Annotated in this window: 17 protein-coding genes; 6 read left to right on the forward strand and 11 right to left on the reverse strand. The window is 70.0% G+C overall.

All coding sequences use genetic code 11. From position 1 onward, the window contains the following. Position 1: 1 nt before the first annotated feature. Positions 2-2,071 (forward strand): SEL1-like repeat protein, encoded by a 2,070-nt coding sequence (locus IT355_08485; GenBank protein MCC7053293.1) that lies wholly within the window; start codon positions 2-4, stop codon positions 2,069-2,071. Here IT355_08485 and IT355_08490 read toward each other — a convergent pair. From IT355_08490 to IT355_08500, 3 genes are read right to left on the reverse strand one after another with little or no spacing between them, the layout of a single operon-like run. After that, the gene (locus tag IT355_08490) at positions 2,031-2,882 is read right to left on the reverse strand and encodes a S8 family serine peptidase (GenBank protein ID MCC7053294.1); all 852 of its coding nucleotides are present in this window, start codon (positions 2,880-2,882) and stop codon (positions 2,031-2,033) included. The two genes, IT355_08485 and IT355_08490, sit on opposite strands and share 41 nt — an antisense overlap. Next, entirely contained in the window at positions 2,875-3,453 is a 579-nt protein-coding gene (locus IT355_08495) for a GAF domain-containing protein (GenBank protein MCC7053295.1), read from the reverse strand. Before IT355_08495 ends, IT355_08490 begins: the two co-directional genes overlap by 8 nt. Positions 3,454-3,456: 3 nt before the next feature. Next, positions 3,457-5,286, reverse strand: coding sequence for an adenylate/guanylate cyclase domain-containing protein (locus tag IT355_08500; GenBank protein ID MCC7053296.1), 1,830 nt, complete (start codon positions 5,284-5,286; stop codon positions 3,457-3,459). A gap of 53 nt (positions 5,287-5,339) precedes the next feature. On the opposite strand from IT355_08500, the gene IT355_08505 reads away from it, so the two are divergent. Continuing rightward, complete coding sequence (locus IT355_08505) at positions 5,340-6,035, forward strand: hypothetical protein (protein MCC7053297.1); 696 nt, start codon at positions 5,340-5,342, stop codon at positions 6,033-6,035. Positions 6,036-6,134: 99 nt separating this feature from the next. Here IT355_08505 and IT355_08510 read toward each other — a convergent pair whose 3' ends face one another. Then, positions 6,135-6,599, reverse strand: a complete 465-nt coding sequence (locus IT355_08510) for a hypothetical protein (GenBank protein ID MCC7053298.1) — start codon at positions 6,597-6,599, stop codon at positions 6,135-6,137. A 190-nt stretch (positions 6,600-6,789) separates the two neighbouring features. Then, positions 6,790-8,241: a hypothetical protein gene (locus IT355_08515; GenBank protein MCC7053299.1), complete on the reverse strand. Its 1,452-nt coding sequence runs from the start codon at positions 8,239-8,241 to the stop codon at positions 6,790-6,792. A gap of 149 nt (positions 8,242-8,390) precedes the next feature. Here IT355_08515 and IT355_08520 point away from each other — a divergent pair, with 149 nt between their 5' ends. From IT355_08520 to IT355_08530, 3 genes are all read left to right on the forward strand, one after another. After that, positions 8,391-9,281 carry a sigma-70 family RNA polymerase sigma factor gene (locus IT355_08520; protein ID MCC7053300.1) on the forward strand — a complete coding sequence of 297 codons (891 nt, stop codon included), beginning with the start codon at positions 8,391-8,393 and terminating at the stop codon, positions 9,279-9,281. Positions 9,282-9,384: 103 nt separating this feature from the next. Beyond that, positions 9,385-9,828, forward strand: coding sequence for a hypothetical protein (locus IT355_08525; GenBank protein MCC7053301.1), 444 nt, complete (start codon positions 9,385-9,387; stop codon positions 9,826-9,828). A gap of 203 nt (positions 9,829-10,031) precedes the next feature. Next, positions 10,032-12,170: a penicillin-binding protein gene (locus IT355_08530; protein ID MCC7053302.1), complete on the forward strand. Its 2,139-nt coding sequence runs from the start codon at positions 10,032-10,034 to the stop codon at positions 12,168-12,170. Between the two features lie 53 nt (positions 12,171-12,223). Here IT355_08530 and IT355_08535 read toward each other — a convergent pair whose 3' ends face one another. The 5 genes from IT355_08535 to sdaAB form a co-directional block, all read right to left on the reverse strand. Further along, positions 12,224-12,595, reverse strand: coding sequence for a VOC family protein (locus tag IT355_08535; GenBank protein ID MCC7053303.1), 372 nt, complete (start codon positions 12,593-12,595; stop codon positions 12,224-12,226). 303 nt (positions 12,596-12,898) lie between these two features. Next, positions 12,899-13,246, reverse strand: a complete 348-nt coding sequence (locus IT355_08540) for a multidrug efflux SMR transporter (GenBank protein MCC7053304.1) — start codon at positions 13,244-13,246, stop codon at positions 12,899-12,901. A gap of 8 nt (positions 13,247-13,254) precedes the next feature. Beyond that, positions 13,255-14,175 carry a hypothetical protein gene (locus tag IT355_08545; protein MCC7053305.1) on the reverse strand — a complete coding sequence of 307 codons (921 nt, stop codon included), beginning with the start codon at positions 14,173-14,175 and terminating at the stop codon, positions 13,255-13,257. A 32-nt stretch (positions 14,176-14,207) separates the two neighbouring features. Then, a complete protein-coding gene (gene sdaAA / locus IT355_08550; GenBank protein MCC7053306.1) occupies positions 14,208-15,092 on the reverse strand; it encodes an L-serine ammonia-lyase, iron-sulfur-dependent, subunit alpha in 885 nt (294 codons plus the stop codon). After that, positions 15,093-15,770, reverse strand: coding sequence for an L-serine ammonia-lyase, iron-sulfur-dependent subunit beta (gene sdaAB / locus IT355_08555; GenBank protein MCC7053307.1), 678 nt, complete (start codon positions 15,768-15,770; stop codon positions 15,093-15,095). Between the two features lie 171 nt (positions 15,771-15,941). Between sdaAB and IT355_08560 the strand changes: the two genes are divergently transcribed. Then, the gene (locus IT355_08560) at positions 15,942-18,965 is read left to right on the forward strand and encodes an AAA family ATPase (GenBank protein ID MCC7053308.1); all 3,024 of its coding nucleotides are present in this window, start codon (positions 15,942-15,944) and stop codon (positions 18,963-18,965) included. Positions 18,966-18,987: 22 nt separating this feature from the next. Here the strand turns inward: IT355_08560 and IT355_08565 are convergent, their stop codons facing one another. Then, positions 18,988-20,295 (reverse strand): HD-GYP domain-containing protein, encoded by a 1,308-nt coding sequence (locus tag IT355_08565; protein MCC7053309.1) that lies wholly within the window; start codon positions 20,293-20,295, stop codon positions 18,988-18,990. Positions 20,296-20,548: the final 253 nt, after the last annotated feature.

The following is a 20,548-nucleotide window of genomic DNA, read 5'->3' on the forward strand; positions in this document are numbered from 1 at the left end:
GATGCCGGCGTCCGGTGACGCCAACGAGGATCGAGTCATGGGTGAGTCGCTGCTGCAGGATTCAGGGAGGCGCCGCCGCGTGGCGTCCCGGGTGCGCGCGGCGGCGCTCGCCGTGCTGGCCACGCTGTCTGTCACCGCGCTGCATGCGCAGGGCGGCCGGCGCGGGCTCGAGCAGCGCAACGCCGCCGGCAGCGGCCCGGCCGGATTCGGCACCTATCACGCCGTCATCTTCGCCGTCGGCATCCAGCAGCCCAGCAGTGGGCTGCCGTCACTGCGGTATCCGCTGAAGGAAGCCGACTCGCTCCGCGCCGTGATCACGCGCGAGTACACGTTCGACGAGCGCAACGTGCAGGTGGTGAAGAACCCCACCCGCGAGGCGATCCTCGACACGCTCGAGGTGCTCGCGCGGCGCCTGGGCCCAGACGACAACCTGCTGGTGGTCTACAGCGGCCATGGTGGCTTCGACGAGGGGGGGCGCGAGGGCTACTGGCTGGCCGCGGATGCCGCGAACGCCCGGCCCAGCACCTGGATCCCGAACGAGTCGGTGCGGACCTGGCTGCGCAAGCTCAAGGCGCGCTCGGTGCTGCTGGTGACCGATGCCTGCTTCAGCGGCTCGCTCAACCGCAGCAACGACGACCGCGTGGACCTGGGCAGCGACAGCCAGCGGATGATGGCCGGTGCGCTGATGTACGCACGTCGCACCAGCCGGCAGGCGATGACGGCCGGCACCGCGAAGGAGACGGTGCCGCAGGTGAGCATCTTCTCGATGGAGATCGTGGCCGCACTCAAGGCCCGGCGCGCGCCGGTGTTCCTCGCGCAGCAGCTCGCCTCCGAGATCAATCCCCGTGTCGCAGCCGTCGCGCACACCACGCCGACCTTCAGCGCCGTGCCCGGCATCGAGAGCGACCAGGGCGACTTCGTGTTCGTGCGACGCCAGTCCGCGGCCAGCGCGGCCGCGGCGGTTGCTCCCGCCGCACCGCTGCCGGTGGCAGCGCAGGGTAGCATGCAGCGCGGCGGCGCGCAGCCCGTGAGCGACCTGCCCGCGGCGAACACGCGGCCCGTGAACACCTCCGGCACCACGGGGGCGCCGGTCCGTCCGTCGGCCGGCAGCACCGTGCCCGCGGCGACGACGTCGTCGAAGGTGGGGAACCTCGGCAGTGCCGCGCCGCCGTCCACGGCACCAGCGGCAGTGCCTGCGGCCGCACCGCGCGCGGCACCGGGCTGCGAGGGCGGCGTGGCGTCGGGGTGCATCACGCAGGCGCTGAACCTCGAGTACAGCCGCAACGGCGTGGCGCAGAACGTACCACGCGCCGTCGGTCTCTATCGCCTGGCCTGTGACGCGCGCGACCCGGAGGGATGCATGCACCTCGGGCGCATGTACGACTCCCGCCACGAGGGCCTCTCGATGGACCGGGGCAAGGCCCGCCAGCTCTTCACCCAGTCCTGTGACGCCGGCTCCGCCGCAGCATGCACCTACATCGGCATCGCGACCGCGAAGGGCGAGACGGGCAGCGTGGACGCCGCCCGCGCGGCGCAGCTGTTCGCCAAGGCCTGCGACGGCGGGCACCTGCAGGGCTGCGGCCTCCTGGGCGTGGCGTACTTCAATGGCACCGGCGCGCCGCAGAACGATTCCCGCGCCGCCGCGCTGCTGCTGCGCGCCTGCACCGCCAACGAGACCGTGGCCTGCAACGCGCTGGGCACCATGCAGGCGCAGGGGCGCGGCGGGCTGGCGCGTGACTCCGTGAAGGCGGTCGGCTATTGGCGCCAGGGGTGCACCACAGCTCCGTCGATCGCGGAATCGTGCGCCAGCCTGGGCCGGGCCTACCTGCGCGGCGGCGGCGTGGCGCGCGACGACGGCCGCGCCGTGCAGTACCTCAGCCAGGCCTGCGAAGGCGGGTACGCGGCCGGCTGCACCGCACTCGCCGCGGCGTACGAGGCTGGCACCAGCGTGACGGTGAAGAGCGCCACCCGCGCCTTCGAGTTCTACAAGCGCGGCTGCGACGGCGGCGACGCCACCGGCTGCGAGTGGGTCAAGGCGCACCCGCAGGCGGCACCCGCACCGCCGAAGTGACGACGGCGCGCCGCACGTTGCGTGCGGCGATGCCCTCGCTCCACGGCTCGGCCAGCGCGCGCAGCACCGACTTCGCGATCACGGGATGCATCGGTCCCGTGCGCGAAAGCAGGCGCGCCAGCAGCGCACTCATCACGGGCGCGGCATAGCTGCTGCCGGTGACGGTCTTCGTGCCGCCGCCGCTCCACGCCACCGGCACCTCCTGCCCTCCGGTCGCGAACTCCACCAGGTGGTCCGGCAGGTGATGGAACACCCCCGGCACCGTGCGCGCCATGTTCACCGCCACCACCGTCGGGAAGTGGGCGGGCCACTCGCGGCGGTCGATGTCGACGTTCGAGCAGGCCGACACGACATGCACCTGCCGGAGGTACGCCTCATCCACCCACTCCTTGAACGACAGCACGTACGTCGCCTCGCCGCGGCAGCCGAAGCTGCAGTTCAGCACATGGTAGCCGCGGTCCATCGCCAGCCGCACGCCGGCGGCGATGATCGCGCTGCGACTGGCCAGGTCCGCACCGAGCACGCGGAAGCTGCCGAGCACCGCCCGGGGCGCCAGCGCGTGGATGATGCCGGCGATCGCCGTCCCGTGCCCGTACGCATCCTCGCCAGCGCCGTCGCGCACGCGCACACGGGGACCGTCCCCCTCGAGGATGACGTCGTCGGCGAGCACGACGCCCTGCAGCGCGGGATGGGCCGACTCGATGCCGGTGTCGAGCACCGCGACGCGAATGCCCGCGCCATCCCCGTCGCGCAGGCCGGCGCGCGGGATGGCGAGGTTCAGCACGTCGGCGCGGCCGCGGGCGTCAGGCACCGTGCAGCCCCAGCACGCCGTCCAGCAGCACGAGGTCCAGCAGGCGGCCGGCCGTGTGCACGTCGCGCTCCAGCCGCTCCAGGTGCTCCGCCGCGAAGCCGCGCGGTGCACCTTCGCGCGTGAACAGCACGCACGACACCACCCCGCGCACGGCGCCGCCGAACGCCAGCGGCACCGCCAGCATCGCCGCGGTGCGCACGCCGAGCAGCGTGTCGAGCGTGCCGTCGCGCTGTGCACTGGCCTCGATCCCGTTCTCGCAGAACGACTGCTCGGTGACGGCGACCATGCCGATGATGCCCTGGCTCACGGGCTGCTGGAACAGGTCCACCAGGCGGTCGGCGTGCGGGCCGGTGTTGATCGCAGGCACCAGGGCGGCACCGCGCAGCAGCCAGACCGTGCCCTCGTCGGCACCGCAGCGCCCGATCGCATCGACCAGCAGCTCGCGGGCGAGTCGCGGCTCGTCGCCGCGCAGCCACGGCCCGGTGATCATCGCGCCGCGCTCCCGCGCACGCTGCATCACCACCGGCGCGAAGGCGTGGAGTTCGGGATCGGGTCGGAAGCGGTGCGTCATGGGTCAGGAACGGGCGGAGGCCGTGGACCGGAGTCGGAATGCACACACCGGCGCCGTGCGACCCGGCAGGGCCAGCGGGCCGAGGTCGATCGCCGGCGGCGCAGCCGTGCCAAGCAGCACCATCGTGTCGGCCGAGACGACGATGCGGCACGGGGCGTCGGTGGTGCCGTCGTCCGAAAGATCCACCGATTGCAGGCGCGACGCCACGTTCACCACGTCGCCCACCACGGTGTACTTCAGGCGCGTGCCGCCACCCACGGTGCCCGCCACGGCGGCGCCGCTGTGGACGCCGATGCGCGCCCGGGTGCCGGGGCGTCCAGGGGCGTCCGGCAGCAGCCGCGCGATCGTGTGCGCGAGCTGTTGCGCGCAGGCCACCGCGTCCTGCGCATCACGGGCCACCTCGCCGGCGCTGCGGCGTGGCACCGGCACCCCGAAGTCGGCCTTGATGCCATCACCGGCAAAATCGTCCACGAGCCCGCCGAAGGTGGCGATGTCGGCGGCGCAGGCCGCCGTCACATCCGTGAGGAGCGCCATCACGGCCGCAGCATCGTGCCCCTCGCTGAAGCGCGTGAAGCCCCGCAGGTCGAGGAACAGCACCGTCACCGGCAGCGCCAGCGGTGCCGGCCGGCCGCCCTGGAGGTAGAGGTGCCGCGCCTTCCACGCCTCCCCGGCCAGCGCCGGTGTCACGAAACGGGAGAAGAGCAGCGTCGTGAGCCGCTGCTGGCGACGCGCCTGCCACAGCGCCACGATGTCCGCGCCGGCCAGCGCCATGACCCACGCCAGCAGCGTGGTGCCAAGCGGCAGCCAGGTGCCCCGTGCATCCGCCATCCAGAGCGTCAGGCCCGTCATGAGCACCACGCCGGCCGCGCCGGCCAGCACCGTGCGGCGCAACGACCAGTGCGCCGCCAGCAGTGCACCCGCCACGATCCACACCAGCGCCCACGCCACGCGGGCGACCGGTGTCGCCGGCCGGATCGGTGCCGTCTGCCCGGAGCGGACGAGCGCCCGCGCCGCGCTCTCGTGCGCGAGGATCGCCAGCGGCGGCAGCATCCCCACGCTCGTGGGCACGGTGCTGCCGTCGTCGATGCCGAGCAGCACCACGCCACCCTGCACCAGGCGGCGCAGGCCATCCGGCGCCAGGACCATCACCGAGTCGAGCGAGACCGCGCGCACCCCGAACCAGAGCGTGTCGGTGCGCGCGAAGCGCAGCAGTTCACCGTCCGCGCCCGCGTCAGGCGCGGTGGCGCCACCAGGGCCGAGCAGCGCGAGTGCGGCCCCCTCGGCCAGCCAGTGCTCATCGGTGCGCCGCCGCGCGAGGGTGCGCACCACGCCATCGGCATCCCGCACCAGCGCCGTGCGCCCGATGCGTCGCGCGCGCTCGGCGGACCGGGCCGCGCCGGGTGCGAGGAACCACGGCCACGCCACGGTGTCTGCTCCGGAGGCATCGACGGCGAGCGTCACGCCGACGGTCGCATGCGGGGCGGCGCGGAGCAGGTCCGGCATGCTGCCGGCGGGTGCGACCGGCGTGGACAGGTCGATCGCGACCTGGACCGCGGCGGCGCCTGCGGCATCGAGGCGCTCGACGGCATCTGCCACCTTCCAGTCCCCGGTGCGGCTGGCGGCGCGCACGACCAGCACGCGCGACGACACCGGTGTGTCGGCGAGGGCGGTCGCGATGCGGTCCCAGGCTCCACGATCAAGCGACGCGCCTGTCCGGAGGAGCATCGCCAGCAGGAGCGCGAGTCCGGCGCACAGCACCCCACCCGCCACCGGCAGGCGCGGGGAGTCAGCGAGGCGCTCGCGGAGCGCCGGACGGTCTGTCAGGCGAGGCACGGATGCATCATACTGAAGTCACCGCAACCCGCGCGGCCACCCGAACCCGATCCGTGGTGCCACTCGTCTCTCCCCGCTGCATCACGCCTGCCGCCGTTGCACTGCTGCTGGTCGCCACACAACTGGCGCCCCGCTCCCTGACGGCGCAGGACAGCGTCCCGCCGCCACGCCCGTCGGCAGGCGCGCGCCTCGGTGCGCGCCTGCTGGTGGTGTTCCGGCCACCGGCACGCGGCACGCGTCGCGAGCGCGTGCTCACGCGGGGTGAGGACGGTGCGCGCGCGCTGATTCCGGCCGAGCGCGTGGACTCGCTGGTGCCGCAGACGCTGCGTGCGCAGCCATTCGTGGCGGTGTGCGTGTCCGGACAGCCCGACTCGGCACGCCTCACCGTGCGTGTGCTGCCGGACAGCGCCGGCAACGGCGGCATGAGTGCCGGCGCGATGGTCGGCCTCGTGCCCGGGCTCAATCGCCTGGCGCTCAACACCGTGGACGTGCCGCTGGCCGACGGTGCCCTGGCCGAGTGGTCGCTGAGCACGCGATCGGGGGAGGTGTTCCTGAGCGAGCGGATCCAGCGCCAGGTGGTGCGTGCCACGCCCACCGTCAACTCCCTGGCGCGGAATGGCATCTGGTACGACGCGCTCGACCTGTTCGTCGCGGATGCCATCCGCGGCATCCCGCTCGGCCACGAACGGCTCGCCACCTTCCTCACCAGTGTGGGCGCCGCACCGTGCAGCCGGGCCGCCGCGCGCTGAACGCGACGGGGGATGCGCCGCTGCGGCACATCCCCCGTCCCCGTCATCACCCGGTGCATCACGTCGCGTGTCACGCGCCGATGCGACCGATGGCGCAGGTCAGTTGCGGATCGTCCAGCGGAAGCCCGAGCCCGAGTTGCCGCTGACCGGGCCCCACGAGGTGTAGCTGCCGTCGGTGAACACGGCACGTGCGTACAGCTGGTGGTCGCCGGGGCCGTAGTAGCCGCAGGCGTCACCCCACGGCGACACCGAGCCGACGAACTGGCCGTCGACGTAGATCTTCACGTACAGGTCCACGCGGCTGTCGATGCAGATCTGTCCCGGCTCGACGGCCGATGCACCACGGGTGTTCTTGCCGGCCGGCTCCGGCGTGGCCGGCTTGTTCAGCGCATTCGGCGCCTCGTCGCGGCGCACGTTCGCATCGGCACCGCCGCCGCGCGTGCGGGTGCCGTTCGACGTGGCACCGGGCTGGCGGCGCGCCGCCGCCTGGGCATTGAGGTCGGTCGCCGCGAACAGCGCCGCCGCGGTCAGGCCAAGGGCGAGCAGTCCTGCACGAATCGTCATCTTCCGCATGGGTCACCTGGAACTTGGGGGAGAATCGGTGCAACCCGGCCGGACACCCGTCTCGGCCTGCTGCACCGCACGAACGACACACACGACACACCGGTCATCCTGCGCACCACACGCACCACGCACATCGCACCACGCACCACGACATCACACGCACACTGCACCTGCAGACACACCGGTCACGTCAGCTTGTCCATGCCGCCTTGGACCGCGCCAGCAGCGCACCGAACCGCACGTCGGTACGGAGGGCGTCCCAGCGCGGATCCACCAGCAGCTCGGCCGTCCATGGCACGCCGCGCTCCAGTGCCGTTGCGATCGCACGGATCGCCCGCCCCTGCGCCGCCGGCGTGAACGACCGCCCGCCTCGCGCCACGGCCACCTGGCGCGCCGCCGCGATCACCGGGTCGGCGAGGTCGTCCGCACCCTCCGCGACGCTCACCAGCGTGGCCATGTCGAAGGCGCGCGTGAGCAGCAGCGCGACCATCACCGAGCGCAGGGCGGGAAGGTCGAGCGCCATGTCGTCGAACCACGAGCGCACGGCCAGCGTCCGCGCCTCGGCCGCGCGCCCCAGCGCCGCCAGCGCACGGGCGCGGTACGGCAGCACCTGGCGCGCCTGCGCCGCGGCCAGCGACACCGACAGCGCGCCCACCGGATCACGCTCGGCCAGCAGTCGCCACCGGCAGCGCAGCGCCACTAGGCGCGCGTCTCGCGCCGGCACCTGCGCGTCGGCCCGCGTCCAGCAGCGCTGCACCAGCGGATCACCGGGATCGGGCGGCAGGTCCGCGATCTCGGCGCGGTCGAGCATCGCGTGCAGCACGCGCAGCGAGCGCGCGGCGCCGTCGCTCAGCGGCAGCTCCTGCAGTGGCGCGTCCGCGACGTCACGTTCGTCACCGCGTGCCGTCACCTCGCCGGCACCCGCCAGCAGCGTGTCGCGCACCCCGCAGAGCGCCTGCGCGAACGCAATCGCCGTCGGGAAGCGCTGGTGCGCATCGCGATGCAACGCGCGGTGCAGCACCTGCGCCAGCTCGGCCGACACCTCGGCCGGCAGCACGGCGTCACGGTGCCAGGGGTGCCCGGTCAGCATCTCGTGCACCGTGGCGGCGAGCGCGCGCACGTCGGCGGCCGTCGCCAGTGCCGCCGCGCCGTCGGTGCCCACACGGGCTGCCGCATCGAAGCCACCCAGCAGCACCCCGGCGCCGGCGGGATACAGGCAGCGCGACGACAGCGCGCGATGCACGATGCCCAGGCCGTGCGCCAGGTGCAGCAGGTCCGCGGTCGCGATCGCGTGGTCGAGCGCGAGCGGCTCCCCGATCGGGCCGGTGCACGCGAGGTGGTCCGCGAGGGAAGGCGCCAGGTGTGGGCAGACCATGTACAGCCAGCCTGCTGCACGCCCGGTCGCGAGCAGCGGCAGCATCGCCGGCTGGTGCGCCAGGCACTCCATGACGCCGATCTCGCGCGCGAGGCCGGCGGTGACCATCCCGTCTGCAGCGCAGCACACCGCCGTCACCGTCACGGCGTCACCGGTCTCCTGGTCGCGCGCGTGCGCGACCAGCCGCCCGCCGCTGCCGACCCATGCCGTCTGCAGGGTCCAGCGGCGAACGAGCACCGATTCGAGCGCGAGGAGTGAGTCGGGCACGGTGGTCTGGATGGGGCGTGGGAGGGCGGGATGCGGTGACTCTCCCAACAGACACGGTATTCGGTGCACTTGTCCCTGCCATCGCCCGATCGGGTGACCCGTGCAGGCGCCACTCCCCCAACGCCGTGGCGCGCGATAGACTCGCGCACATGTCCCTGACGCCGACCATCGCCGCGCTGCTCGCCAGCCGTGCACTCGACGGCGAGCTTGGCCCCGGTGACGATGTTGCACTGGCCGATGCCCGGGCGGCGTCACCGGCCGCCGACGCCCTCGCCCGCCGGGTGGAGGCGGCACATCGCCAGCTCGCTGCCCTGCGTGCCGCGGCGCCCCGCGCCATCGCCGCCCCGGCCGCGTGGGCCGAGCAGGTGTACGCCGCGCTGCACGAAACGCTGGCGTCACTCCCCCGCACGCGGCGACGCCGTCCCGAGGTCTCGGGGCGCGACGCCGCACACGCCGAGGACCTCGAGCTGGCGCAGGCCGCGCTGGCCGGTGACGAGCAGGCGCAGCGCGAGATCTACTTCGGCCACATCGCCCTGGTGCAGCACCTGCTGCAGGCCCGCCGACTCGCCGCGTACCGCGACGACATCGCGCAGGACGTCTTCTTCCGCGTCTTCAGCCGCCTCCACACCTTCCGCGGCGACTCGTCACTCCGGACGTGGATCCACCGCGTCGCGCTGAACCACATCAACAACGTGCTCACGCGCGACATGCCGAAGCGGGCGCGCGAGCTGAGTGAGTCGCAGCTCGAGGTGCCGGAGGGTGGCGTGAGCGTGATCGAGGCGGCGGTGGACGCCGGCGCGCTGCAGGATGCACGGCTCGAGACGGCGGAGCGCCGCGCGATCATCGATGCCGCGCTGCTGCGGTTGCCGGGGGCGGCGCGCACGGTGGTGATGATGAAGGAGATCGACGGCCTGACCTGCGAGGAGATCGCGACCGTGCTGGCGGTGCCGATGGGCACCGTGCAGTCACGCCTCGCGCGCGGGCGGGTCAGGCTGGCCGAGTTCCTGGTGCAGGATCCGCGGGCGGGCAGCGCGCGCTGAGCGGCGGGGCGTGACCCGCCACGCAAACAGGCGTCTTCTGCGTGGCCCGCCGCGCCACACGGCCTCTCGCCGGCACCGGCCATGACCCGCGACCGGAGCACGCATGGGAAGCAGCGCCACGGAGATCAGTCTGTCACTGCAGGAGCTCATCGACCGGGCGCTGCACGGCGGCATCGTGCAGGTGGAGGCGGTGGGCAGCCCGCTGCACCCGCTGCTGTTCGACGACACCGGGCGCATGTTCATCCTCTACAGCGGCGAGGAACAGGTCGAGCCGATGGTGCTGGCCATTCAGGCCATCCGCGAGCACTGCCCCGACGTGCAGCGGTGCGCCCTCGCCATCGACACCCGGCTGACGATGCGGGACGGCAAGAAGTGGGATGCCATCACCGTGCTCGCCTGCTCCCGCGACGAGGCGGAAGGCACGATGTGGGCCCAGTGTTACGTCCCGAAGCGGCTCCTGCGGAAGTTCCGCACCGAGGGAGAGCCCGAGGAGATCGGCACGATCCGGAACTACATCGCCCTGGCACTCCAGGACGCCGCGGCCTGACCGTATGCCGGTGTGCAGGAAGGTGACGCTCCCGCGTCTCCACGAGGCCGACAGCTCCCGCGGGATGCTGCCGGCCTCTGCCGTTTGAGGCAACCCCCAGGCCGCGGCAGGCGACACAACGGGGGGCGCCGGAGCGTAGGGCCCCCGTCGGCACGACGCGGGTGCCGGCGTTCCCCGGGACCCCCGCCCTCCGCCCGACTGCCATGCGAGTCACGAAGCGACGTGCCCTGGTCACCCTCGGCCTGCTGACGGTCCTGCCGCTGGTCCTGTTCTACCCGTTCTACGGCCACGCCCCGTGCGGGGTGGGGTCGCGGGTGCGGGCACTCCGGAACGGCACCGAGCTGCTCGACGCCACTGGCCGGCGCCTGGGCTACGTGGACCCCACACGCGATCGCTACGTCACGCTCGCCGCGCTGCCGAAGCACGTGCCGATCGCCTTCACCGCCGTCGAGGACCGGCGGTTGCACGCGTGGTACCATCGCGGCGTGGATCCGGTGGGCACCGTCGCCGCCGCCGTCGGCAACCTGCGCCCCGGCGACGGTCCCCGGCGCGGCGCCAGCACGATCCCGATGCAGCTCGCCCGCGCCCTCTGTGGCGACCGGATGCCGGAGGACCACAGCTGGAGCGGCAAGCTGGCCGAGGCGGGGCTGGGCATGTACCTCACGTCACGCTTCGGGAAGCGCGAGCTCGTCGAGCTGTACCTGAACAGCGTCTACCTCGGCCGCAACCGCAACGGCATCGACGCGGCGGCACGTTCGTACTACGGCAAGCCGGCCACCGCGCTCACGGCGTCCGATGCGGCGGAACTCGCGCACATCGTCGCCAATCCCCGCGATCGCGACCCGAGCCGGAACGACCTCGCGGCACGTCGCGCCGCCATCGCGAGCGTGTTCGAGCGCATGCACCGCCTCGACACCACCTTCGCCGCGCCGCGGAAGCGCATCACGCTGTCGCGCACGCGGATGGCGACGGCCACGGTGCCGACGTACCGCGGCTACGTGTCGCGGGTGCGCGACGGCTTCTCGAGCTGCGAGCCCTCGGTGAGCTGTCCTTCCAGCGTGCGCACCTTCCTCGACGCGGGACTGCAGCGGGCGGCCGAGCGCGAGCTTGGCGCGCTGGTGCGCCGGCTGCAGGGGCCGGACCGTGCGCGCAAGGCAACCGACACCACGGCGCGCCGCGAGGTCGCCGGCATCTTCGTCGCGATGCGCATCTCGACCGGCGAGGTGGTGAGCTACACCGGGCGGCACGGCCGCACGCCGTCGGGCGCGGACCTGCTGCGCATCGGGCGCATCCAGCCCGCCAGCGCGATCAAGCCGCTGCTGCTGGCCGCCGCGATGGATGACGGGCATGTGTATCCCGGGCAGACGCTCGGCGAGTTGATGCAGCAGCTCTGTCCCGACCCCCAGGTGCATGAGTACCTCGCCACGCTGTCCGGGTACGACGCGCCGGAGCGCTCGATCGAGGAGGCGATGTACCGCAGCGACAACGTGCTGGGGGCGTGCCTGATGTCGGGGCTCGGCCCGGCGGCGCGACAGCGGCTGGTGAGCGCCGGGATCCTGCGCACCGTTGCCGCCACGCCGGCGGACGGGCTCGGGCTGCAGACCGTCGCGCCACTGGACCTGCTCACCGCGTACGCCGCACTGCGCAGCAGCCAGCGGGCGATGCTCCCGCGGTTCAGCGGATACGACGCGAGCACGATGGCCGCGCCACTCGTCTCGCCGATGGCCGCGGAGATGACGTACACCATGCTCCAGGGCGTGGCGCGCGAGGGCACCGCATGGCGCGCCGCCAGCGTGCTGGCCGACGACTGGTCACTGGCCGGCAAGACCGGCACCGCCGGCCGTGGTCGTGAGCTGGTCTTCGTCGGTTTCGCGCGCGACCTGGTGGCGCTGCTGTGGGTGGGGGTGGTCTCTGGCACGGGTGCCGTGTCGTCGCAGCACGCCTCGGACGTGGTGGTGGCACCGTGGGCGCGGATCCTCAGCGCGTACGCGCCGCGCGAGCAGCCGATGTTCAGCCTGCGCGACGTGTCGGACGACGGCATGCGACGTGGCGAGCGGTCGGCGCCGGACGAGCGTGCCGACGACGACGGTGACGCCGACGACGCTGACGACGCTGACGACGCTGACGACGCCGATGATGCGGGGCGGAACGGCCGGGGCCGCGGGACCGTGATCGCGCGTGGGCCGGTCGCGGCGCCGCCGCGCGTGCGCCCGGACCGTGAGCGTCGGCGATCCGACGCCGAGCAGGCCCGTCGCGACGCCGAGCAGGTGCGGCGGGAGGCGGAACGGCTGCGGGCGTGGATCGTGAGACTGGCGCGGCAGGTCGAGCGGCGCACGATGTGAGCCGGACACCGTGCGCCGCCCGTTCTCGAGCGGCACACGGTGTCCACCCTGCGTCAGCGGTAGCAGCTCACTTCCACCATGGGGCCACCATCGGGGAAGCAGTAGAACGTGGTCGAGTCGACACCGTTGCGGTGCATCTCCTCCACCGCCCCGCAGCGCACGCCGGCGCCGGCCAGCCGGTCGCGCAGCGCCACCACCGGCGGCGTGGTGTCGAACAGGAAGCCCACATGGAACGGATACGGGAAGTCGGCATCGCCGTCGCGCCGTCGCATGATGTTGAGGATGAATCCTTGCTCGCCGCGCAGCACGGCCATGCTGCCCCCCGCGGCCTCATGGATCGGCGTGAACCCGAAGTGCTCCACGAAGAAATCGCGCAGCGCGCCGACGTCGGGAACGGGCAGGTTGATGTGGTTGAGCACGGGCATCGGACAGTCTCCCATTGGGAGTGACGAAGGCAGGTTCCGTCGTCCGAGGGAGTCGTGGGCCTGCAGCGTGCCGCCATGCGGCGCTGTTGCCTGGTACCATCGTGACCCCGCCGGGCAACGTCGTGGCGCGCTCGCGCCGACGTGACCTGGCCAGGGGTCCGGGCGCACACACGGTGCGGCTCGGTACAGTCCTGCGGACATCCGCAGGGGTCGGGGTTACCCATTGCCGACCGAACTTTCTAGGCTCGCAATCCTATCCCGGCGCGTGCGGAACGCGCAAGCGGGCGCGCACGCGGGCGCCCATCAGGATGGGCCTGCCGTCGCCAGCTTCAGCGACACGATGCCCGCCACGATCAGCAGCAGGCTCACGATGCGTGCGGCGGTGCGTGGTTCGCCCAGCCAGACGATCCCGACGACCGCGACCCCAACGGCGCCGATGCCGGTCCAGATGGCGTAGCCCGTCCCGACCGGGATCTCGCGCAACGCCCGCGAGAGGAACCAGAAGCTGGCGATCATGCCGAGCGCGGTGAGCACGCTCGGCAGCGGGCGCGTGAAGCCGTCGGTGTACTTGATGCCGATGGCCCACGCCACCTCGAGCAGGCCGGCGATGCCGAGCGAGAGCCAGGCGCCGGCAGAGATCGTCGAGGCCATGTCGAGGCCTACCGCGCGAGCCGCTTCGCGACCCACGTCGCAAGCTCGGGTTGGTCCACGATGGACCACGAGTGCGGATGCCGTGTCCCGTCGCCGCGGTACCCGCGCCCAGACGTCACCACCAGCGATGCATCGGCATTGCCCTGTGCGCGCAGCACCCGCACCAGCGTCGCCGCATCGAGCGCGTTCAGCCCGTAGTAGTCCCCGCCACGCTGTTCCAGCCACCAGCTGATGTCGGGCTCCGTGTATGCCCGCACCGCAACGCGCGCGAGGTGTCGCGCCTGGCCGCCACGGGCGTCACGCGACGCCAGCGGCGAGGCGGCAAGGAAGCGCGGGGATGTCGGTGTCGGGTGCGCACCGATCCGCGCCTCGATGCTGCGCAGCACGAGCCGCGCCTCGGTGACGTTCGTCCGCGGTGACGGGTTGCGGAGCGCGAGCATGTTGTTGGCCCACAGGCGATGCCAGTCCAGCGGGGCGTCGACCTCGATCACCGCCCGGATGGCATTCCGCAGTGTGCACGCATGCCGCGCACATCGCTCACCGAGCAGGATCGCATCGGTGCCACCGGCCGAGAACCCGCCGACGGCCATCGGCACGTCACCCACGCCCGCGGCCTGCATCGCCTCGACAATCGTGTCCTCGAGCTGGCGATGGTACGCCGAGTCACCGAACAGCACTCCGGAAGTGGGTCCGACGAGCAGCGTGGCGATCCCCGCCTTCGCCAGCGAATCGGCGAGCGGCAGGCCGCGCGAGTCAGGCACCGCGAAGTCATCGAAGTCGCCGCCGTAGCCCGGCATCAGCACGAGGACGCCAGCCGGGGCACCCGCCGGCCTTCCCGCGATCGCGAAGTGCCAGCCGGTGGTCGCGCGCTGCGCGGGCGCAGCCTGCGCCGATGCCGCGGACGCACCGATGGCGGACAGCAGAAGCACGGAAGCGGCCGCCAGGCAGCCGAACGGACGCATCACCCGTCCGCTCGCTTGATCTGCACCACCCGCTCACGCGCCAGCCGGCGCCCGGTGGGCGTGGCGGCGAGTCCACCGCCGGCGGTCTCGCGATAGCGCACGTCCATCGCCTTCCCGATCTCACCCATGGTGTCGATGACCTCGTCCACCGGAATGGCAAACGTGATGCCGGCCATGGCCATCTCGATCGCAGCCAGTGCGATCGCGGCACCGGTGGCGTTGCGGAAGACACACGGCAACTCCACCAGCCCGCCGAGCGGATCACACACCAGGCCGAGTGTGCCCTGCTGCGCGAGCGCCGTGGCGTGACCCACCTGTGACGGCGTGCCGCCGAGCATCTCGACGGCGGCGCCGGCCGCCATCCCTGCCGCCGCGCCCGTCTCCGCCTGGCATCCACCCTCCGCCCCGCTCAGCGACGCACGCTCGGCCACGACGGCTCCGATGAGGCCGGCGGTGGCGAGGGCGTCGATCACCCGGGCGTCGGGAATGTTGCGCGCGGTGGCGAGACCGGTGAGCACGGCCGGCAGCACCCCCGCGCCGCCGGCGGTGGGCGCGGCGACGATCACGCCCATGCAGGCATTCACCTCCTGCACCGCCAGCGCGCGCATCAGCACGTCGCGGAACAGCGTGCCACTCAAAGGACCTGCAGGTCCCGTGAGCAGTTTCGCCGCGTCGCCGCCCACGAGGCCGGAGGACGAGCGGAGGTCGGGGTCCTGGCCGGCCGTGATGGCGCCGCGCATGATCTCGAGCGCGCGGCCGAGGGCGTGGCGGATGTCGGCGACGGTGCGGCCGCCGTCGGCCGACTCGGCCTCCAGTGCGACGGTGGCGAGGGACACGCCGCGCGCCTCGGCGTCGCGGATGGCCTCGGCGAGGGACTTGTACACCTACGCCGCCCCCACCTTGTCGAGCCGGAACGCCCAGCGCACCCACGGCAGGGCGCGGATCGTGTCGCGGACCTCCTCGCCCGGCTGCTCGTCGATCTCGATCACCATGAACGCATCACCGCCGCGCTGTTTCCGTGACAGGCGCAGGGTGGCGATGTTGAGGTTCGCCTCGGCCAGCAGCGTGGCGACGCGCGCGACGCTGCCCTTCACGTCCTCGGCCACCAGCACGATCGAGTGGAGGTTGCCGGTGACCTCCACCGGGTAGCCGTCGATCTCGGTGACGAGCACGCGGCCGGCGCCGAGGGAGGAGCCCTGCATGACGGCGGTGCGGCCGTTGCGGGTGAGGGTGATGCGGACCGTGTTCGGGTGGACCTCGTTGTCCTCGCCGAGGGTGGTCTTCTCGAAGCTGAAGTCGAGACCTTCGCGCTCCATGATGTCGAGCGCGGTGCGGAGCCGTTCGTCATCGGGGCGGAAGCCCATCAGGCCGCCGACGATCGCCTTGTCGGTGCCGTGGCCCTCGCCGGTGCGGGCGAAGGAGCCATGCAGTTCGATGCGTGCGGTCTGCGGGGTGCCGCCGACGAGGCATCGGGCGAGGAGGCCCAGGCGGCAGGCGCCGGCGGTGTGGGACGACGAGGGCCCGACCATGACCGGGCCGATGATGTCGAGGAGGGAGACCATGGGGACTAAGGTATCGCTTGTGTCGGGTGGCTGGGGTCGCTTGAATGCGGGCTGGATGACGCGAAAGTGACATATCGCGTCAGGTTGGCGGTCGGTTCGGCGGCGCGGCCGGGCCCGAGGGGCAGCGTCTGGACCGTGCCACCGGTGCTGGCACACGCCGGGGGAGGGTGGATGTCCGAACGGTCGAGGAGAGTCGCGCGGCTGGTGTTCCTGGGCGGTCAGCGGATCGAGATCGGGAGCGACGTGGTGACGCCGGAGGCGGAGCGCCTGTTCGCGATGGTGGTGCGCCTCTGCGTGCCGCTGGGGCGGCTGACGTCGCGCCAGACGATGATGGACACGTTGTGGCCCGGCGCCGACGATGCGAACGCGCGGCACAACCTGCGGCAGACGGTCTACAAGGCACGGGAGCTGGGGCTGCTGGTGGAGTCGGGCGAGGACGGGCTGCGCCTGGACCCGCGGCACTGGTCGTGTGACTGGGAGGATCCGGCGGGGGACGTGCCGGGGGAGTGGCTGGCGGAGTACGAGCCGGAGTTCTCGGAGGACCTGCGCGGCTGGGTGACGGCGCAGCGGGTGGGGGTGCATGCGATGCTGCGGCCGCGGATCATCAGGAGCCTGCAGCGGGCGCGGGCGGCGGGGGAGCTGGTGGCGGCGGACGGGTATGCGCGGCAGTTGCTGGGGATCGACGAGTTGAACGAGGAGGCGACGCTGACGCGGGCGGAGCTGATGGCGATGCAGGGGTCGAAGGTGGACGCGTTGCGGTTGCTGGACACGTACCTGAAGGAGATCGGGCAGTTCGGGCCGGGGAAGGATGCGGGGTTGCCGGCGCAGCTGCTGCGGCGGCGGATTGCGGAGAAGTTGCCGGCGGTGCGGTATCAAACAGGCGTGCACCATTTCGGCGCGCTGATCGGCCGAGCAGCGGAGTCGAAGTGCCTGTTCGCGGCCGTGATTGAGACCCGCGCGGGGCGCGGAACGGGAACCCTTATCGAAGGGACCGTCGGCACCGGCAAGTCTCGCCTTCTACACGAAGCGCGCACCGCCGCATTACTGCAGGGGATGCTCGTCATAGATATCTCATGCGAAGCAGGGAACACGAACTATCCGTTCTCCACCCTGCGGCTTCTCGTTGCACGTCTTCTCGCGCTCCCGGGTGCGATGGGCGTCGCACCAGATGCCTTCGCAGCGATGCAGCTCTGGCTGACAGCGTCATCTCGCTCAGTGGACGACTGCCCGATTGCCGCTATTGAAGACCTCTTTGCGTCAATCGCAGAGGAAACACCGCTTGCGGTGCTCATCGACGAAGGCGATCGAATGGATAGCGCGACTCTGTCCTGCCTAGACTGGATCTACCGGACTGGCGAATCTCGCCAGCATATGACGATCGTGGCAGCAACACTCTTGAGCATCGCGCGCGCCGACGGTATTCAGCTTCGTGGCCTCCGAAGAATTCTACTCGCCCCCATGGAGCTCGCGGAGACTCAACGCCTCCTCGAGAGTTATGTAAATGAAACGTCAATCCGATCGAGCCCAGACCACATAGCGTGTGCCGCTGTCTTCTCGGAAGGCGTTCCGATGTACGGCATCGAAATGCTCGGCCTATTGCGCGACGAGGCATCGCCTGACGTCATCCCCTGGCGGGTACAGAATGCCATCGCGAGCGGGCTAAACGGGCTCAACGAAGTGCACATCCGTATACTTGCGCTGTGCGACAAGCTGCAGGATTGCGCACACCCGAATACCTTGGTCGCCGCTACGCGACTGCCGGAATCCGATGTCTCAGCCGCGATCGCAATGCTCGAACTCGCCGGCTATCTCCGGTTCGAGAATGGTTCTTTGCTTGCTTCGCCACTCATGGCGCTTTCGGCGCAGGCTCGTCTTCGCGCCAATGATGCGCGCATGGACGCTCTTCGAGCGGGCCATTACATCGCGCTGTCATGGAATGCGCAGAGTCAGGCTGCCGCGTTCTACGCAACGATTCGACTCTTCATCGTCGCCAAGGAGGAGAAGTACGCCTCGCAGTTTCTTGACCACCATGCTGGCGAGCTGGTACGGATCGAAACCGCACAGTCGCTTGTCTTCGAGTTAATGAGGTTGAGGAAAGTTGCACAAACACAGGAGTTATGTGCCAAGCTCGAGTCCACGCTTGGACAGATTGCCGTCGGCTCGGAGAATCGACGCAGCGTACGGAAAGCCTCCAGTGACACACCAACGCCTACTTCGCTTCCCTCGCTCTCCGAGACGTGCATAGAGGTCGAGTATTCATTCTCTTCCGATGCTTCGCTCAACGCTGCGCTCGCGGCCGCGCGCGATCCGAACGCACTACCGTCACAGCGAATGACGGACGCGGTCATGGCTCTCGCCATTTCCTCCAACACGGGCGAAGTCGCGTGTCTGCATTCAGCGTTCCAAGCCGCGAACGCTGTGCGACACTCGCATGGCGTCGCACCGTTCGATATTGGCCGCGCGGACCTCATTTACTACGCGACCCTCGGCGACCGAGCGCAAGCACTCAGGAGCGCAGAGACGCTCGAACACGCATGCCGCGGCCTTGCCGACATTCACCTTGCATGCAAAGGACTGAGGAACGCAGCGGAAGTCTTCTCAACCTTCGGCGACATCGGCAGGGCTCAGGCTCTTCTCCATGAATCACGCGAGCTCGCATATCGCCTCGGGTACTCAAAGCAGATTGCGTGGGCGGATATCCGCCTAGCTGATCTTTCGATCGAGTGCATGGACGCAGAGGGCTCACGTGCGTATCTGCAGAGCGCGTCGGACGTCATGCAGGAGCACAACTTGACGACTCCACTTCTCGTCGTAGACTTGCAAGTTCAGCTGTGCTGGCAAGCGATCCTGATCGGCGATCACGCCAGTGCGGCCAAGGCTGCCAAAGTGGTAACCAGACGGATGCAGCGCTCCTACACTGGAACCGGCTTCGCCCACTGGACAGCGCTTTCAGTGAAACTCGCAACGCAGAAAGTCACTACCTCGCGAGAGAGCGAGCGCGCCTTTGACAGCCTGCGCGAGAGCATTGGGAGCCGCGCATACTATCCGAATGAGCACGTCAGTATGGCTGCCCTTCTGATCGCCTCGCGGAAGAACGGAAGACACAAAAACACGTCTGAACTTGTTGCGAATGAGACGGCACGCCTTGAATCCTTAGGACGACGGGCTTGGCCGTTCCTAGCCACTCTCATGTAGTCTGAGCCTGCCGCTTGAAGGACTATCTCATACCGACGAGGGCCAGTCCGGACGCTACGTGGAGTTCTTCCGTCGCCGCACAAGCTTGCGACAGGATCCGATCGATCGTGCCATTCGATATGAGCGTTCCAAGAAGCTTCGGATCGAACTGAATGCCGCTCATGCGAATGAGTTCAGCGCGAATTTTCTCGGAGGCTAAGCCGCGGCGATACGGACGATCGCTCGCCATCGCATCAATGGTGTCTGCGATCGCAATGATCCGGGCAAAGAGCGGAATAGCCTCGCCGACGAGCCCATCGGGATATCCAGATCCGTCCCAGGCTTCGTGATGATGGCGTATTGGGTCAACTGTGTCGCGCAAATGGGACGAAATTCTGACTAGCTCAGCCCCTTTGATGGGATGCGACTCCATTATCGCTCGTTCCTCGGCCGTCAGTTTTCCCGGCTTCGAAAGGATAGGCGCAAAGGCCTCGGCGATCTTGCCGACATCGTGCAGCATAGCGGCCACGTGAAGTCGCTCGACTTGCTTCGAAGGCAGAGAGATTGACTGTCCTATCATCCTGCTATACTCGGATACTCGGCGCGAGTGTCCTGATGTATACGGATCACGCGCTTCAAGAGTCGTCGCAGTGAGTTCCAAGATCTCTCGATGCGAACGATGCAGCTCCTCATTGGCGCTGTTGAGCTGTCGAACAATGACGATTAACCCGGCCGCGGCCGCAGTGGCGAGAACTCCGAACTCAACGTAGAGTTTCGCGAACACATAAACGAACGGGAGCGCGATACACGAGACGACAAGGCCACCGAGCGTATTCGACTTCCACACGTTCAGGAAGGACGCACCGGAGTCGACTGCAATTACCAGCGCAACGGCAGACGAGTTCGCGAGCGCGAAACATGCGAATGACGCAAGGATGGCCCCAATATTGGGATCCGTGCCGTGCGCTAGCGCTACTCCGCCGAACGCCCTATAGGCGAATACAGCGACGGCAAGCGAAGTGGCGTTCTGGGCGAGATTGAACAGAAGCTTTCGGATCGGGCGACGAACCCACACCTCACCGACAAACACTGCCACAAGCTGAGAAGCAAGTGTAGGCCAGACCGGAGCGAGCACAACGCTCGCTAACACGGTTACGAGTGAAGCGTTCCCGATGGCTCCGCTTGAGAGCGCATAGGGGAGCAACACACCAATTGTTGAGAATATTCCAAACGCGATCGCAGCATTGACTTGTTGCTGCGGCACAATTGGCTGAAGGTTCACGATCCCTGCCACCAAGCAGATCGCAAGAACCGTAAATCCGCCAATGACGCGCGATGTCTTTGCGTGCACGCAGTTTCCCCCGCCTCGACCATTTTACTGAGGTATTTTCAACCCCAGTTTTGCACCGTGCCGAACAATGCGGCGATCATACCAACGAGACCGGCCCAGATCTTCATCTTGCGTCACCTCCCATAAGATCCGTCAGCCCTCCGCTTGCGCGTCAGACTGCGTCCTTCAGGTTAGCTCCGCTCGTACTGCCTGGCCGTACCCGCTCAACTCCGCTCTGCCGAGGACGGGGGGATAACTCTGCGTTGCACTGCAC

This window comes from Gemmatimonadaceae bacterium, assembly GCA_020851035.1.
Lineage (GTDB): Bacteria > Gemmatimonadota > Gemmatimonadetes > Gemmatimonadales > Gemmatimonadaceae > JACMLX01.

Bases quoted from the DNA above. Each gene is read 5' to 3' on its own strand.
- IT355_08560 (MCC7053308.1), top strand. From the start codon at position 15,942: ATGTCCGAACGGTCGAGGAGAGTCGCGCGGCTGGTGTTCCTGGGCGGT.
- IT355_08495 (MCC7053295.1), bottom strand. From the start codon at position 3,453: ATGACGCACCGCTTCCGACCCGATCCCGAACTCCACGCCTTCGCGCCG.
- IT355_08485 (MCC7053293.1), top strand. From the start codon at position 2: ATGCCGGCGTCCGGTGACGCCAACGAGGATCGAGTCATGGGTGAGTCG.
- IT355_08540 (MCC7053304.1), bottom strand. From the start codon at position 13,246: ATGGCCTCGACGATCTCTGCCGGCGCCTGGCTCTCGCTCGGCATCGCC.
- sdaAB (MCC7053307.1), bottom strand. From the start codon at position 15,770: ATGGTCTCCCTCCTCGACATCATCGGCCCGGTCATGGTCGGGCCCTCG.
- IT355_08525 (MCC7053301.1), top strand. From the start codon at position 9,385: ATGGGAAGCAGCGCCACGGAGATCAGTCTGTCACTGCAGGAGCTCATC.
- IT355_08520 (MCC7053300.1), top strand. From the start codon at position 8,391: ATGTCCCTGACGCCGACCATCGCCGCGCTGCTCGCCAGCCGTGCACTC.
- IT355_08530 (MCC7053302.1), top strand. From the start codon at position 10,032: ATGCGAGTCACGAAGCGACGTGCCCTGGTCACCCTCGGCCTGCTGACG.
- IT355_08535 (MCC7053303.1), bottom strand. From the start codon at position 12,595: ATGCCCGTGCTCAACCACATCAACCTGCCCGTTCCCGACGTCGGCGCG.
- IT355_08510 (MCC7053298.1), bottom strand. From the start codon at position 6,599: ATGACGATTCGTGCAGGACTGCTCGCCCTTGGCCTGACCGCGGCGGCG.